The sequence below is a fragment of the Arthrobacter sp. Y3221087 genome, from assembly GCF_059089905.1.
In genome coordinates this window covers 46,939-60,291 of record NZ_JBNHFE010000007.1, presented here as the reverse complement: position 1 = coordinate 60,291, position 13,353 = coordinate 46,939, and the positions used below count along the sequence as shown (strand labels likewise).

The 13,353-nt window shown below is 66.6% G+C and carries 15 protein-coding genes; 11 read left to right on the top strand and 4 right to left on the bottom strand.

The window, feature by feature from the left end:
* Window positions 1-48 precede the first annotated feature (48 nt).
* From AC5RUO_RS17115 to AC5RUO_RS17085, 7 genes are read left to right on the top strand one after another with little or no spacing between them, the layout of a single operon-like run.
* Window positions 49-1,140, top strand: coding sequence for a hypothetical protein (locus AC5RUO_RS17115; RefSeq protein WP_494011648.1), 1,092 nt, complete (start codon window positions 49-51; stop codon window positions 1,138-1,140).
* Between the two features lie 12 nt (window positions 1,141-1,152).
* The gene (locus AC5RUO_RS17110) at window positions 1,153-1,965 is read left to right on the top strand and encodes a glycosyltransferase family 2 protein (RefSeq protein ID WP_494011647.1); all 813 of its coding nucleotides are present in this window, start codon (window positions 1,153-1,155) and stop codon (window positions 1,963-1,965) included.
* Entirely contained in the window at window positions 1,962-3,245 is a 1,284-nt protein-coding gene (locus AC5RUO_RS17105) for a lipopolysaccharide biosynthesis protein (RefSeq protein WP_494011646.1), read from the top strand. Before AC5RUO_RS17110 ends, AC5RUO_RS17105 begins: the two co-directional genes overlap by 4 nt.
* Entirely contained in the window at window positions 3,242-5,023 is a 1,782-nt protein-coding gene (locus AC5RUO_RS17100; protein ID WP_494011645.1) for a glycosyltransferase, read from the top strand. The genes AC5RUO_RS17105 and AC5RUO_RS17100 overlap by 4 nt, the downstream gene beginning before the upstream one ends.
* Window positions 5,020-5,358: a hypothetical protein gene (locus AC5RUO_RS17095; protein ID WP_494011644.1), complete on the top strand. Its 339-nt coding sequence runs from the start codon at window positions 5,020-5,022 to the stop codon at window positions 5,356-5,358. The genes AC5RUO_RS17100 and AC5RUO_RS17095 overlap by 4 nt, the downstream gene beginning before the upstream one ends.
* Entirely contained in the window at window positions 5,355-5,570 is a 216-nt protein-coding gene (locus AC5RUO_RS17090; protein ID WP_494011643.1) for a hypothetical protein, read from the top strand. The genes AC5RUO_RS17095 and AC5RUO_RS17090 overlap by 4 nt, the downstream gene beginning before the upstream one ends.
* Window positions 5,567-6,622, top strand: a complete 1,056-nt coding sequence (locus tag AC5RUO_RS17085) for a metallophosphoesterase family protein (RefSeq protein WP_494011642.1) — start codon at window positions 5,567-5,569, stop codon at window positions 6,620-6,622. The genes AC5RUO_RS17090 and AC5RUO_RS17085 overlap by 4 nt, the downstream gene beginning before the upstream one ends.
* Here the strand turns inward: AC5RUO_RS17085 and AC5RUO_RS17080 are convergent.
* The 3 genes from AC5RUO_RS17080 to AC5RUO_RS17070 form a co-directional block, all read right to left on the bottom strand.
* Window positions 6,619-7,014: a DUF1622 domain-containing protein gene (locus tag AC5RUO_RS17080; RefSeq protein ID WP_494011641.1), complete on the bottom strand. Its 396-nt coding sequence runs from the start codon at window positions 7,012-7,014 to the stop codon at window positions 6,619-6,621. The genes AC5RUO_RS17085 and AC5RUO_RS17080 overlap by 4 nt on opposite strands.
* 72 nt (window positions 7,015-7,086) lie before the next feature.
* Complete coding sequence (locus tag AC5RUO_RS17075) at window positions 7,087-7,947, bottom strand: NAD-dependent epimerase/dehydratase family protein (RefSeq protein ID WP_494104128.1); 861 nt, start codon at window positions 7,945-7,947, stop codon at window positions 7,087-7,089.
* 2 nt (window positions 7,948-7,949) lie between these two features.
* Entirely contained in the window at window positions 7,950-8,855 is a 906-nt protein-coding gene (locus AC5RUO_RS17070) for an MSMEG_6728 family protein (protein ID WP_494104127.1), read from the bottom strand.
* Between the two features lie 157 nt (window positions 8,856-9,012).
* On the opposite strand from AC5RUO_RS17070, the gene AC5RUO_RS17065 reads away from it, so the two are divergent.
* Window positions 9,013-9,600, top strand: coding sequence for a hypothetical protein (locus AC5RUO_RS17065; RefSeq protein WP_494104126.1), 588 nt, complete (start codon window positions 9,013-9,015; stop codon window positions 9,598-9,600).
* A 145-nt stretch (window positions 9,601-9,745) separates the two neighbouring features.
* On the opposite strand, the gene AC5RUO_RS17060 is transcribed toward AC5RUO_RS17065, so the two are convergent.
* On the bottom strand, window positions 9,746-10,393 hold the full coding sequence (locus AC5RUO_RS17060) for a transglycosylase family protein (RefSeq protein WP_494104125.1): 648 nt from the start codon (window positions 10,391-10,393) through the stop codon (window positions 9,746-9,748).
* Between the two features lie 272 nt (window positions 10,394-10,665).
* On the opposite strand from AC5RUO_RS17060, the gene AC5RUO_RS17055 reads away from it, so the two are divergent.
* The 3 genes from AC5RUO_RS17055 to AC5RUO_RS17045 all read left to right on the top strand — a co-directional run bounded on the left by AC5RUO_RS17055 (window position 10,666) and on the right by AC5RUO_RS17045 (window position 13,346).
* Window positions 10,666-11,727 carry an adenosine deaminase gene (locus AC5RUO_RS17055; protein ID WP_494104124.1) on the top strand — a complete coding sequence of 354 codons (1,062 nt, stop codon included), beginning with the start codon at window positions 10,666-10,668 and terminating at the stop codon, window positions 11,725-11,727.
* Window positions 11,728-11,988: 261 nt separating this feature from the next.
* Window positions 11,989-12,909 (top strand): pullulanase X25 domain-containing protein, encoded by a 921-nt coding sequence (locus AC5RUO_RS17050; RefSeq protein ID WP_494104123.1) that lies wholly within the window; start codon window positions 11,989-11,991, stop codon window positions 12,907-12,909.
* Between the two features lie 110 nt (window positions 12,910-13,019).
* Window positions 13,020-13,346 carry an acylphosphatase gene (locus tag AC5RUO_RS17045; RefSeq protein WP_494011634.1) on the top strand — a complete coding sequence of 109 codons (327 nt, stop codon included), beginning with the start codon at window positions 13,020-13,022 and terminating at the stop codon, window positions 13,344-13,346.
* Window positions 13,347-13,353 lie beyond the last annotated feature (7 nt).

Here is a 13,353-nt window from a genome sequence, read left to right as displayed (position 1 = left end):
GTCCAGCAACACGATCCGACCAAAACACCATCCAGACAGGGGACGAACATGCGTACTAGACAGAACAAAGCACTCAACTTTGACATCCATGGCCGCATCAACATCAGCGTTGATGCACAGGCACCGGCAGCCCACCAGCTCAAGACCATGTTGGCGTGTTTCGCCACCGACGCCGAACGGCCAGCCCACATCGTCGTGGATGGCCGGCCGGAGCCGATGCCGGATGCAGGCCACCTTGAGCACGAGCTCGCGTACACGGACAACAGCGTGCGCTTCAATGCCGACCGGGTCCAGGTGGTCCGGGACGCCGAGCAGTGGCGCATTCACGGTGCGGGTGAACTGCTGACGTCGGTAGTGCCTGTCCTCGACGCTGCGATGGTGGACCGGGGAGCCGCGATGATCCACGCGGCAACGATGGCCTACCGGGGTCACGCGATTGCACTTCCCGCGGCCGGTGGGACCGGCAAGACGAGCACCGCTGCAAAGCTGATGCGGCGCGAAGGATGGTCGTTCATGGGCGACGACTGGGCCTTCCTCGCCGAGGACTCCACCCTGCTCGGTTACGCGAAGCCGATGTTCATCAAGCCACACCACCGGAACATTTATCCGCACCTGTTTGAAGGTGTCCGGAAACCCCTCGTCCCGTCGTCGCTCTCGCAGAGCGTAGGCCGCCTCACAACACTGGTACACCCGTACGTCATCCGTTATCCGAGGCTCGCGGACTTCTCCCGCAAGTGGTCGCCCGAGCACCGGATGGTTGACGCAGGAGCGGCATTTCCCGGACGGGAAGTGACCACATCGGCACCACTCGCGGCCTCCATCTACATCGAGCGGTACGAAGGCAGCCATACGCGGATCCTCGAGAAGACCACCGACTGGATGGTCGACCGGATGATGGGCAACTTCCACATCGAGATGGCCGGCTTCTCCCAGCGGGTCGTGACCGGCCTGGCGGCCACGTCCGTCGTCCCCTGGCGCGAGCACTTTGCGGCCAAGGGCCTCGTGCTTAACAAGGCCCTCGACGGCCGCCCCTGCCATCTGCTGCAGGTGCCGGCCGCGTGGTCGGCGGACCAGGCATCCGATGACATTGTCCGCCATCTCGAGGAGCTGCTGCCCGCGGTCCTCGACGAGCAGGCATAAGGGGTGGCGGACGTGGGTCACAGCACTGCCGACGTCACCGCTGTTGTTCCGGCGCGCAACGCGGAGCACCTGCTCCCGCGCTGCCTGGAAGCCCTGCGCAAGTCCGGTGTCGCCGAGATCATCGTGGTGGATGGACTCTCCACCGACCGCACCGTCGAGATCGCCCGGGCAGCAGGAGCCCGGGTGGTGAGCGACGAGGGGCGCGGCCTGCCCTGGGCCCGAACGCTTGGGGTCCGGAGCAGCAACACGCCTTGGGTCCTGCTTGTCGACGCCGACGTCGTCTTCGGCCCGTCGGGGGTGGCCGACCTGCTCCAGGAACTGGTGGAGGACGGCTACGACGCCCTCCAGGCAGGCCTGGAAAGCGTCGCCGGACCTGGCTACTGGGGGCAGGCACTGGCACACCACCACCGCACTGGCCGCAGCCGCAACTGGTTCGGGCTCGTCGCGACGATCGTCGACCGGGAACTGATGATGGGCGTGGGCTTCGACGACTCGTTCAAGTCGGGTGAGGACATCGAACTGCGCTGGCGGATGCGGCAGTCGGGGCTGCGGACGGGTGTATCGCGCAAAGTCTTCGTCGAGCACCGTTTTGCCGCCGACGACTTCGACTTCGCGCTGGACCAGTTCCTCATGGACGGAACTGGGCTGGGAAAGATGATCCGCAAGCATGGCTGGCGCGGGGTCAGGCTGGCTCTGCTGCCCGCCGCCGCCGCGGTTCGCGGCAGCGCCCTGAGCCTCGCCTCCGGCCAGCCCCGGTGGCTGCGGTACTACGCCGCCTTCTGCTGGTACAACTACGCGGGATTGGTGAAGGGTTTCGCATCGTGAGCGATCAGCGGGGTGCTGCAACGGACGTCTCAACAGTCGTCCGGCACTCCGCGCTGCGCAGCTCGCTCGGCCTCATCCTGGCCAAGGCCGCCCAGACCGGCTCAGGTTTCGCTTTCTGGATCGTGGCCGCCCACGCGGCAGCAGCGCGGGAGGTGGGGCTCACCACGGCAGCAGTTTCGGCGGTGCTGATCTGTGCGCAGTTGGCCGTGCTGGGTGCCGGGTCGGCCGTGATTGTCTCCGTGGGTCGGGGAGAGCCGCCGGCCCGGGTACTGGACGCCGCATTCGGCATCGTGGCGCTGGCCAGTACTGTGCTGGCCCTCGGCTACCTCGTGCTGGAGCTGACCGTTGCACCGGAAACGGCGTCGGTATCTGCTCTCTTCTGGCTCATGTTCCTCCTGGCCGCCGTGACAGGGACAATGGGCACGGTGCTGGACCAGGCGCTCGTTGCATTGGGACGAGGTGCCAGCGCCACCCTGAGGTACACCGTGGGCGGCGTGGTCTCGCTCGCGGCTGTGGCCGTTGTGGCCTGGCAGGCGCATCCCGCCCCGGTGGACCTGCTGATGGCCTGCTGGACCCTGGGGACTGCCGTGACAGCCGTCATCGGTGCGGTCCAGCTGCGAAGGCTTATCGGTTATCGGCCGCGGCCCACGCTGCGTCCGGCACATGGCCGTGCCGTGCTCATGCTGGGCATTCCGAACCAGCTCCTGACCCTCAGCGAGCGCGCCCCCGGACTGCTGCTGCCGCTTCTTTTAGCGCATATGGTGGCACCGGAGGCCGCCGCCTACTGGTATCCGGCTTGGATGATGGCATGGGCCGCCTACACAGCCCCGATGCTGATGGGCATCGTCCAGTTTGCGGAGGGCGTGCGGGAGCCTGAACGCCTGGTCGCGACAACCTGGGCCACCCTCCGGTGGTCGCTCGCCGTGGGCGGACTGGCCGCCGTAGTCCTTGTTGTCTTCGCCCGCCCGCTGCTCCATCTGCTGGGGGAGCAATACGCCGACGCGTCTGCCGGTGCTCTTCGGCTGCTGGCGGCCGGCGTGGTCGCGTACGCAGTGCTACAGGCATACAACGCCGTGTGCCGGGCCCGCGGCCGCTACGTGGAGGCCATCGCAGTCGGCGTAACGCTCGCAGTCGCACTCTGCACCGCTGCGCTCTTGGCTGCCGACAGGGGCTCCAGCGCGATGGCCCTTGCCTGGCTGGTGGTGCTCTCCACCGGGGCCGCGGCAGTGGGTATCAGGCTCCTCGCCATCCTCCGGCGCGTTAAGAAGGAAGTGGCATGACGAGCACGATCGAAGCGACCAGCCGTACTGAAGGACGCTGGAAGCCACGTGACGTCTGGTGTGCACTGGCCGGCCTCGCGTCACTGGCGCTTGCCTTAGGGGCGGCCTCCGCTGTGGTCCTGCCAGTGGAGAGCGACCTGGGGCTCGCCGCCGAACTCCCGTACCCGTACTGGATTGGGGTCCTGCTTCTGAACGTCACCTTCGTGGTGGCGCTGCGCGGGGATGCCACGGGCCCGGCGGGCCGCTTGGTCATGATGTGGCTCCTCGCGGTGCAAGTGCTCGTGCTGTTTGGGGCCGCAGCGTTCGTGACCGACGTTCCGCGTGGTGAGGTCGCGTTCCGTCACCTCGGGATAACCGATGCACTCGCGGACATGCAGGCGGTGGATCCGAACATCGACGCCTACTTCAACTGGCCCGGGTTCTTCGCCCTCCTGGCCACGATACTTGAGGCAAGCGGTCTTGATCCGGTGACTGTCGCCCTCTGGGCACCCGTGTTCAACGTGGGGCTGTGGCTCCTTGCCGTGGCCGTGTTGTTGCGCCATCTGACCCAGGACCCGCGACGGCGGTGGCTCGCGCTCTGGATCTTCTGCCTCGGAAACTGGCAGGACCAGGACTACCTGTCGCCCCAGGCCTTCGGCTTCTTCCTGTACCTCGTCTTGGCTGTGCTGCTGATCGGCCCGTTGGGCGCGCGTCCTTCACGGTTCCGGGGTTTTCGGCCGGCCAACCTTGCGGTGTGGTGGCGGGAGCGCTCGCCTGTCGACCCCCGCCGGGGGTTCCGGGTGGGTGCTCTCGCGGTAGCACTCCTGCTCATCACAGTTATTTGTGCCAGTCACCAGCTGACGCCCTTTATGCTGCTCCTGGTCATCGCCGTTCTTACCCTGAGCGGACATGTGTGGCCCGGCCGGCTGCCCCTTATTGCCGCTATTGTGCTGGTGCTCTGGCTGGTCTATCCCGCCAGCACCTACCTCATTGGGCACCCCCCAATGGAGGACGCAGGACTGTCCGCCGCGGTGGAATCGAACGTCGCTGAGCGCGTGAGCGGAACTCCCGGCCACGTGTTTGTGGTGCAGGTTCGGGTAGTGCTCACCGTCCTGCTGTGGGTCCTCGCAGCGGTGGGCGCCCTGCGCGACTGGCGTAGACGGCGGCTAGATATCAGGGTCGTCCTCTTCGCCGCAGGCCCCCTGCTGCTCTTTCCGGCGCAGATGTACGGAGGGGAGATGCTCATCCGCGTCTCCCTGTTCGCGCTGCCCTTCGTTGCCCTGCTGGTCTGTTCAGCCCTGCTTCCCCAAGAGAGCAGCAACATGCGCCCCTCTTTCCGGATGGTTGGGGTCCTTGTCGTCACCTTCTGCCTGTTGGCCGCGATGACGGTGACAGGCCGGTTCGGGAACGCGGAGTATGACGTCTTCACGGACGATGAGATGGCAGCCGTTGCCACAGCGGAGAGCTTGGCACCGCCTGGAGCAGCAATTCTCTCGGCGGCCCACCCGACGCCGTGGCGCACCGAGACCTACCTCGATCACCCCTACCGGGCAATCGAAGACCTGTGCCGGCAGGACTTGACCGCGGCAACCTGCGGCCCGACCTTCTATGGCTACGCCCGGGAAAACCCAGCCGGCGCCGTCGTGCTTCTCATGCGTTCTGCAGAGGCCAGCCTCGTGCTTCAGGGCGACAGCACCACCGGCAACATGCAGGAGATGGAAGAGTGGCTAAAGGCGCAGGATGGCGTGGAGCTGGTGTTCAGCAACACCGACGCACGCGTGTACCGGGTGACACCATGAGCGGCGGAGTCAGCCGACCCACCCTGGCGCTTGGCCTCGTTGCCATCGCGCTGTCATTAGTAACCCTTGTGGGGCTGCCTGCACCGCTGCAGGCGTTGGCGGCGATTGCGGTCCTCGTTCTCCTCCCGGGGCAGGCACTGGCCCGGCTCACGCCGGTGACCGACGCCGCGTTCTTCGCGCTGCTGGTCCTGGCGCTTGGCCTCGCCATGCTCACGGCCGTCTCCGCGGCGATGTTTTACCTCACCGTGTGGTCATGGCAGGCGTGCGTGATCGCGATGGGCGCCATCACTGTCCTCGCCTGCTTGGCCCGGGCACGCAAGGAGGCCACGGCATGATCGATTTTCCCGGACTGCTTGCTGCCGCCGCCCTGCTCATCACCCTCGTCGCGCTCGAGGTGCGTCATACCGGACAGGACTCCGGGCACCCGGGACGCCCGAAGCTCCTCGGCCGGACTGTCAGCCGAACGGTCGGTCGAACCGCAGTCGCCGCCGTTTGGGTGGTTTTCCTGGTCCTTTTCATTCCGCGCGTGTGGGAGCTGATCACATGAGCCGCGGGGCGCGGTGGTGGCTCCTCAGCGACCTCCACCTGGGTGTTGCGGATGACGATCCCCGCCACCCGGGCAGGGAACTGCCCGGATTCCTGCGGAACGAGGTGCTTGCGGCTGCGGGGCCGGAGCGGCACGTGGTCTTCGTCGGTGACACATTCGAGCTGGCCGGCTTCAGTGAGGACCAGAGCCTGGCACGGCTCAAGGCCATCCTTGCCCGGCACGATGGCACGTTCCGGGCGCTGCAGGAGTGCGCGGCCCGCGGCGTGCAGCTGCATTTCGTATGCGGCAACCATGACGTGGAGCTGGCCCGGCCCTCCGTTGCCGCCAGCCTGGCGGACCTGCTGTCATCCCTGGAGCCCACGCGCGTCCGGGTCCACCCCTGGTTCCTGCACGTGCCCCACGTGCTCGTCGCCGAGCACGGGCACCAGCACCACGCCCTGCACCGCATCCCGGAGGTGCTTCGCACGGCGGTCAACGGCACCGACGAGCTGGACCTGCCGCCGCTCGCCGCCTGGCACGCCCAACCATCGGGTTCACGCCTGAGCCGTGCCGGAGCCGTTGCGCGCGCCTGCCTGGCGTCCGAGCGGGCGGAACGGCGCGTCAGGTCGGGCGCCTACGACGTGCTGCTGCAGACCGAGTCCCGGCGCCTTGCCCTCGACGAGGCGGCGGTTCGGGATCTGGCGCGCCTGTCCAGGTTCCGGACGGTGTCGGCGGTCCCGCGCACCGCCTCCCGCATGGTCCTTGCGGCCGCCGGACGGAGCATCGCCAGCGAGGAGGCTCCCGCTGCTGCAGGCCGGTTTGCCCGCACCCTCGAGGCCCACGGTTCCGGGGTGGCCTGGTACATTTCAGCCCACACCCACAGGGCCCTGGAGTCCCCGCTGGAGGACTGCTCCACCCGGTACATCAACACCGGCACGTGGTGTTCCGACGTCCGCGGTCGCGGACGGGACCAGTCGGACCGCCGGGCGTTCCCGTACGCCATGATCGATGTGGCGCCCGGCGGCACCACCAGCGGCGGCCTGCGGTACTGGCACCCGACCTCGGGATCCTAGCCTGCACGTGCCGCGGCAGGATCGCCAGGCTTCGGGGACTCCTTTTGCCACGGCCACCGCCCGGTAATCTCCAGTTCGAGCGAGAAACTGAGGAACGTCCGGATCAGGACGATAACCGCCAGTACACCCACACTCTCGAAGGTGGGGGTGACGGCCACGGTCCGGATGATGTCGGCCGCCACCAGCAGCTCGAGCCCGAGCAGGATGGATCTGCCCAGTAATTGCCGGTACAGCCGGTAAAGGCTGAGCTCCTCGTTGCCGGCACGGAGGCGCCGCGGCCGGTATCCGCGGAGCGCCAGGGGGATGGACACCAGGGCGCCGATGACCATGACGGCCACCCCGGCGAAATCGACGAACTCCCCGACCGTCTCGATGATGTGCCGAAAATCCATGGCTGCCCGTTCCGCTCTCCGCCGTGTCCCTGAGCAGCCAGCCTAAACGCCTGGCGGGGGAGCCGCCGGCATTTACGGATGCCGGATGCCGTTGCCCGCCAGGATGTCCCGGTAGCCCTCGCGGAATGACGGGAACGCGAAGGTGAAGCCGCTGCCCCGCAACAGGCCGTTACTGCAGCGCTTGTTCCCGCCGCGCGCCGGTCCGGCATAACCCACTGGCGGTTCCGGCATTTCCATGGCGGCAGCCAGGAACCGTAGCACACTGCCGAGGTCTGCGGGGTCATCGTCCACGCCGATGTAGACGGGCGCAGGATAGGCGGCCATCGACACCAAGTGGACAATTGCGGCGGCAGCGTCGTCGCGGTGGATCCGGTTGGTGTAGCGGACATCTTCCGGGACAACGGCCGAACCGCTGCGCACCTGGTCGATCAGCCGCGTCCTGCCCGGGCCGTGGATGCCGCCCAGCCGAAGGGACACAGCCGCAGTCCCGGTTCCTGCCAGCCGGGCCCGCAACACATTTTCGGCTTCCACCAGCACCCGTCCGGAGAATCCACCCGGGGCAGGGGCAGTGCCTTCGTCCACCCAACCGCCGTTTGCGTCACCGTAGACTGCCGTCGAGGAGACAAAAAGCACCCGTGCCGGCCGCACGCCGTCGCGTTCCAAAGCGTCCAGCACGTGCGTGACGCCGCCCAGGTAGGCCGCCCGGTACGCGTCCTCCGTGGGAGCGTCGGCAGCAACGGCAATCACGACGGCGGTGGTGTCCTTGGGGACGCTCGGAAGGCCCGGGGCGCCCAGGTCAGCCGCCACACCTTCGATGGCGGCAGGCAGTTTCCCGGGGGAGCGGCGCCAACCCACCACCCGGTGTCCCAGTGCGGCGAACCGAAGGCCCGCTTCCGTGCCAAGGTCGCCGCAGCCTGCCAGCAGGATCGTCATGGCTAGGGAGCCTCAACGGCGAAGAACACGCGCGGGTCCTGGAGGAGGGCCGGGTAGGCGAACGCGGACCGGTCAATAATTTCAGTGACCTCGAAGTGCCGGCCGAACCTGCCGTCCTCAAGGGTGATGGGCCGCCCCACCACCTGTCCCACCGCAAACTTCTGTCCATGCTCGAACGGGACAGCCACCGGTGTCTTGCCCGGAAGAGTGGAGAACGCCTCCTCCTGCGCCAGGCGCTTGCGAGTGGGCTTCTTCGCCTGCGGCTTGGCCGGGGCCTTCCGCGGTTGCCGGGACGGGCGGCGTGAAGTCTCCTCAAGATACAAGGGGGAGTAGTCCTCGGCGCCGGGCGCGCCGATGCTGCCGCTCACGGGCGGAAGCGCCACCGTGTCCAGCGTCTGGGGATCGACGGCGTCGTGCGGGTCGCGGAGGATCCAAAGAATGTCGCCCTCTGGCTCCCGTGGCAAGAACTCATGCCGGGGTTCCGGCCACACGTAATCCATGTCGGGCACAGCGTCGGGGAAGACCGGGCTGTAGAACTTGGGTTCCTTGTGGACCAGTTTGGAGCGGTGGCTGAGGTGGACGTCCGGGTCCCCCAGCCACGGGGGCATGGGAATCTTGCCGGCGTAGTCCGGGTGTGCCGCCTGCGGTGCGAACTCGGTGATGTTCGCTCGCGTGTTGTCCGGGTGCCCGCGCCTGGTCCATTCATCCACCATCGCCAGCCCGTACATGGTCAGCGCCGGGACGTAGCCCATCCACATGCGGATGGCCGGGTGGGTCTGCCAGCCGTATCCGGGAATGACCAGGGCGCGGAGCGTCTGCAGCGCCTCGACCCGTTGTTTGCCGAGCCGGGCGGTGTCCAGTGCTGCGGCGCTCTGCCGGAAGTCAGGGTACGGGAGGAAGGTTTGCATTCATTCAGTCTGACGGCACCCGGCGGATGTTCCAATTGCAGTGCCGCCGGCCACAGCGGGAGCCTTGCGGGTGTCCAAATAGTGGACGCATGCATACGGGCGCAGGTTGAAACCACTAAGATCTCCGCAACCACCCCCGCGTTTTGGAAGCTCCCTCATGACACTAACACCTGAAAAGACCCCCGCACACGCCTCCCCCAGCCTGCCCCGTTTCGGGCAGATGCTGGCTCCGGAAGCAAAGGGCATCCTGGTCCTCGATGAGTTCACCATCGATCCCCACGCCGCGCGCAAGGAGCAGCACCGCTTCCGCGACGGCATTGCCGCAGTGGCCAAAACCATGCGCCGCATCGCAGCGCTCCGCGTGGTGATCGCCATTGTGGCCATCGGCAACCTGCCGCTGTTCCTGCTCTCCAGCGGCTGGTGGATCTATGCGGTTTCGCTGGCCCTCGTCGTGGGTGTCCACACCGCCGTCACCCTGCTGAACCGGCACGAACCGCGAATCAAGCAGAAGTCGGCCCTGGAACTGCACATGCACCGGGAACGCAGCGCCAACTACCGCAAGGTCCGGGACGCCGTGAAGTACATGATCGATACCCCCAGCCGGATGAACGAGCACCTTTACCTGGAGTTGCTCGCCGTCAAGCGGGTGGCGCTGAACCTGGCCCATGGCACAGTCGCCCTGCTGGACACGAGCGATGACTCCGCCTGGAAGGTGCGGATCGTCCGCGAGCTGCCAGCCAGCTAAGCGCTGCTGGATTAAGGGAACGACGCCGGCACTCCCCTCGTGGGGGCGTGCCGGCGTCGTCTTTGTGGTCAACGGAATTTGTCTATCGCCGACCTGATTGGGAAGCCCGAAGGGCTGGGGCAGCTATGGGCTGCCGGGCAGCTTTCTATGCGGGAAGCTGGAGGACCTGTCCTTCAAAGACAAGGTTCGGGTCCGAGATGGTGTCCAGGTTTGCGTCCGCCAGCTGCTGCCAGCCGCCCTGGATGCCCAGCTTGTCCGCCACGATGCTCAGGGTGTCCCCGGCCTGCAGCGTGTAGGTTTCTCCGCTGAGCGCCACCGCTGTTACGTGCTTGGCGGCAGGAACCTGGGTTGCCGGAGCGGCCTGGACGTGGGCGGTTTGGACCGGCATCTGCTGCACCGGTGCCTGCTGGATTGGTGCCTGCTGGACCGGTGCGGTCCCGGTGGCGCCGCCGCTCAGGCCGAGCTGCGCCGAACAGGAGGGCCAGGCGCCCCAGCCCTGGGAGGCCTGGACCTGTTCCGCAACGGCGATCTGCTGCTCGCGGCTGGCGTCCGCCGGTGAGCCGGTTCCGCCGTATGCTGACCAGGTGCTGGGGCTGAACTGCAGGCCGCCCGAGTAGCCGTTTCCGGTATCGGTGGCCCAATTGCCGCCGCTTTCACACTGAGCCAAAGCGTCCCACGTGGAAGTGCTGGTGGTCGCGTTGGCTGCCGTGGCGGAGAGTGCCAGGCCTGCGGCGGAAATAGCTGCCACGGTGGCTCCACGGCGCGCGACAGTACGGAAGGTAGTGTTCTTCATGTGGTGATGCTCCTGAAGGCCACCGGCGCTGGTTCCGTCCCCGGAGATCGTCGCGCCACTGCCCGCCCCTGACAAATAGAGGTCAACTTCGGTGGCTGCCGCTGGGCAGTTCTGGTGGAGGCAGCACCGGGCATTCATGCACCCGCTGGGCGGGTATGCATTTCACGCTAGGACATGGCCGGAGGGTTATCAAATCGAGATCTTGCCGGGAGTGTCGCACTGCCGGTGATCCGCCGGTGGGCGAAATTTTGCCGGGGCACTATCCTGACCGGATGGATAACATTGCCGGCGGCACCGCCGCGCCCGGAATTGAAGCTGACGTATCAGAAGGCGGCGCCCCGGCCCGGGTCCTCCCGGTGGCCGAACTGCATCTGCATATCGAGGGAACATTGCAGCCGGAGCTGATCTTCGCCCTGGCCGAACGCAACGGCATCACGCTGCCGTACTCTGGGCTGGACGAGCTGCGGGAAAAGTACGAGTTCAGTGACCTGCAATCCTTCCTGGACCTGTACTACGCCAACATGGCCGTGCTGCAGACCGAAGAGGACTTTGCGGCGTTGACCCACGCCTACCTTGAGCGCGCAGCTGCGGCCGGCGTCCGGCACGCCGAGATCATGATGGACCCGCAGGCGCACCTCTCACGCGGCATTCCCCTGGAGACCTGCGTCAACGGGGTGGCATCGGTGCTGGCCACTTCCCAGGAGGACTTCGGCATCTCCACCATGCTGATCGCCGCCTTCCTGCGCGACCTCCCCGAGGACTCGGCGCTGGAGGTCCTGGACGGACTGCTCGCCATGGAGGCGCCCATCGGGGCCATCGGCCTGGACTCCGCCGAGGTGGGCAATCCTCCTGCCAAATTCGAACGTCTCTATGCCAAGGCCCGCGAAGCAGGCCTCCGGCTGACCGCGCACGCAGGCGAGGAGGGGCCGGCGTCGTACATCATCGAAGCCCTGGACGTCCTGGGCGTGGAGCGCATCGACCACGGCATCCGCTGCATGGAGGATCCCGACCTGGTGGAGCGCCTGGTGGATGCGCGGACTCCGCTTACGGTCTGCCCGCTGTCCAACGTCCGGCTCCGTGCCGTGGACACCCTCGCCGACCACCCGCTGCCGGCCATGCTCGCCGCGGGGCTGAACGTCTCGGTCAATTCTGACGATCCCGCATACTTCGGCGGCTACGTGGACGACAACTTTGCCCAGCTAAAGGCAGTCTTCGATCTCTCCGACTTTGACAAGGCCCGCCTGGCCGCGAACTCCATCCATTCGTCCTTCGCATCCGACGAGCGGAAGGCCGAACTGCTGGAGGAACTGAACGGCGGGGAAGCCACGCCCTGACGCTGCTGTGTCCCAGGCAACAACTGCATGGCAGTGCGGCTAAACTGGGTGCCGCAGGCGTGTCCGGGGACTGCAAGGCGGCACCCATGCCGGCGCTATGAGGGTTATGCAACAGCCCTTACCCGAGACCTTCGCCTCACTTTGATGCGGGATCCGCTTCATAGTCGGTCACGACACGCAGAGTTAACCAATTAAAGTCGCGCGATTTTACGGGCAGTTGGCAAGATGCCTATGACCGATCGCTTTTATAAAAGGGGAATCATGGCCAAGTCCACCGCAGAAAACACTTTCCTTCGACTCAAGACCGTCCTGGATGTCCTGACCGAAGGCGTGTGGTCAGGCGATGCACTGAACGCGGGCCAGGTCCTCGCCGAGGCGACTGCGCGCGTGCCGTTCAACGAGCACGAAGCCGAACTGCTCAGCGGCGGTATTCCCCGCGGCCACAAGACGCTCACCACCGCCACCGCCAAGCTGGTCAAGGCCGGCTGGCTGGTGAAGGGCCGCTCCGGCTGGACCATCACCGAGGACGGCATGCGTGCCACCGTGGCCTACCCCGATGCTGTTTCGTTCGCCACCGCGCTCGACGCCGGCACGCCCGTTCCTGCCGACACCCCGGTTCCCACCGCTCCCGATGGTTTTGTCCGGAAGGTGGCCGCGGCTCCCGTTGAGTCTGTGGCCAAGGAAGCCCCGGCCAAGAAGACCGCTGCCAGGAAGACGCCGGCCAAGAAGGCAGCAGCCGTTGTGGGCAAGGCGGCGAAGGCACTTGAAGAAGCCGTTGAGCCTGTAGTGAAGGCAGTCAAGGGCAAGACGCCGGCCAAGCAGCCTGTTGCCGCCGGTTCTGTTGCCGCCGAGGCGTTCGAGGGACCGGACGTTGAGACGCACCCGCAGCCCGAAGCCGTGGCCCTTGCCGGTGACTTCAACACCATCCTGGGCGCACCGGAAAACTGGGCCCCCCAGTACGATGAGGCCCAGATGGAATTCGACTTCCTGGACCAGCTGTGGAAGAAGAGCGCCGAGTTGCCGGCCGGCCACTACACCTTCAAGATCGCCCTGAACCGCTCATGGGACGAGAACTACGGCGCGTTTGGCACGTTCGACGGCCCCAACCATGAACTGCACCACCCCGGTGGCACGGTCACCATCCGCTACAACCACGCCACCCGCGACATCACCATCAACTAAGCGGTCCGCCCAGCCCAACTGGGTCGCAGCAAATGTCGTTTTGAACGCCCATAACGACACTTACTGCTACCCAGTTGGGGGCAGGGCGGCGATCCTGAGGAGGTCTACCCATGGCCGGCCACGACGGTTCACCAGCGGGTTCAGCACCGGGTGGTTCCTCGACGGGCACGGTGCGGCTGAGTGCACGCGTGTTCGGCGTTGTGCAAGGGGTTGGCTTCCGTTTCTGGACGATGGGCAAGGCCGAGGAACTGGGCCTGACCGGCGAGGTGCGAAACGTCAGCGACGGCTCGGTTGCCGTAGTCGCGGAGGGCCCTGAGGAGCAGGTCCATGCACTCCTCGACTGGCTGAAATCCGACCGGACCCCGGGCAGGGTGGAACGTGTCGAGGAATCCCTCACTGCGGCCGAGGGAGGCTTCCAGAGCTTCCGGGCACGCTGACTGCCGC

Coding starts and splice junctions, on each gene's coding strand:
- AC5RUO_RS17045 (WP_494011634.1), top strand. CDS start 13,020: ATGGCCGGCCACGACGGTTCACCAGCGGGTTCAGCACCGGGTGGTTCC.
- AC5RUO_RS17095 (WP_494011644.1), top strand. CDS start 5,020: ATGAGCGGCGGAGTCAGCCGACCCACCCTGGCGCTTGGCCTCGTTGCC.
- AC5RUO_RS17115 (WP_494011648.1), top strand. CDS start 49: ATGCGTACTAGACAGAACAAAGCACTCAACTTTGACATCCATGGCCGC.
- AC5RUO_RS17090 (WP_494011643.1), top strand. CDS start 5,355: ATGATCGATTTTCCCGGACTGCTTGCTGCCGCCGCCCTGCTCATCACC.
- AC5RUO_RS17065 (WP_494104126.1), top strand. CDS start 9,013: ATGACACTAACACCTGAAAAGACCCCCGCACACGCCTCCCCCAGCCTG.
- AC5RUO_RS17080 (WP_494011641.1), bottom strand. CDS start 7,014: ATGGATTTTCGGCACATCATCGAGACGGTCGGGGAGTTCGTCGATTTC.
- AC5RUO_RS17085 (WP_494011642.1), top strand. CDS start 5,567: ATGAGCCGCGGGGCGCGGTGGTGGCTCCTCAGCGACCTCCACCTGGGT.
- AC5RUO_RS17060 (WP_494104125.1), bottom strand. CDS start 10,393: ATGAAGAACACTACCTTCCGTACTGTCGCGCGCCGTGGAGCCACCGTG.
- AC5RUO_RS17070 (WP_494104127.1), bottom strand. CDS start 8,855: ATGCAAACCTTCCTCCCGTACCCTGACTTCCGGCAGAGCGCCGCAGCA.
- AC5RUO_RS17050 (WP_494104123.1), top strand. CDS start 11,989: ATGGCCAAGTCCACCGCAGAAAACACTTTCCTTCGACTCAAGACCGTC.
- AC5RUO_RS17055 (WP_494104124.1), top strand. CDS start 10,666: ATGGATAACATTGCCGGCGGCACCGCCGCGCCCGGAATTGAAGCTGAC.
- AC5RUO_RS17075 (WP_494104128.1), bottom strand. CDS start 7,947: ATGACGATCCTGCTGGCAGGCTGCGGCGACCTTGGCACGGAAGCGGGC.
- AC5RUO_RS17100 (WP_494011645.1), top strand. CDS start 3,242: ATGACGAGCACGATCGAAGCGACCAGCCGTACTGAAGGACGCTGGAAG.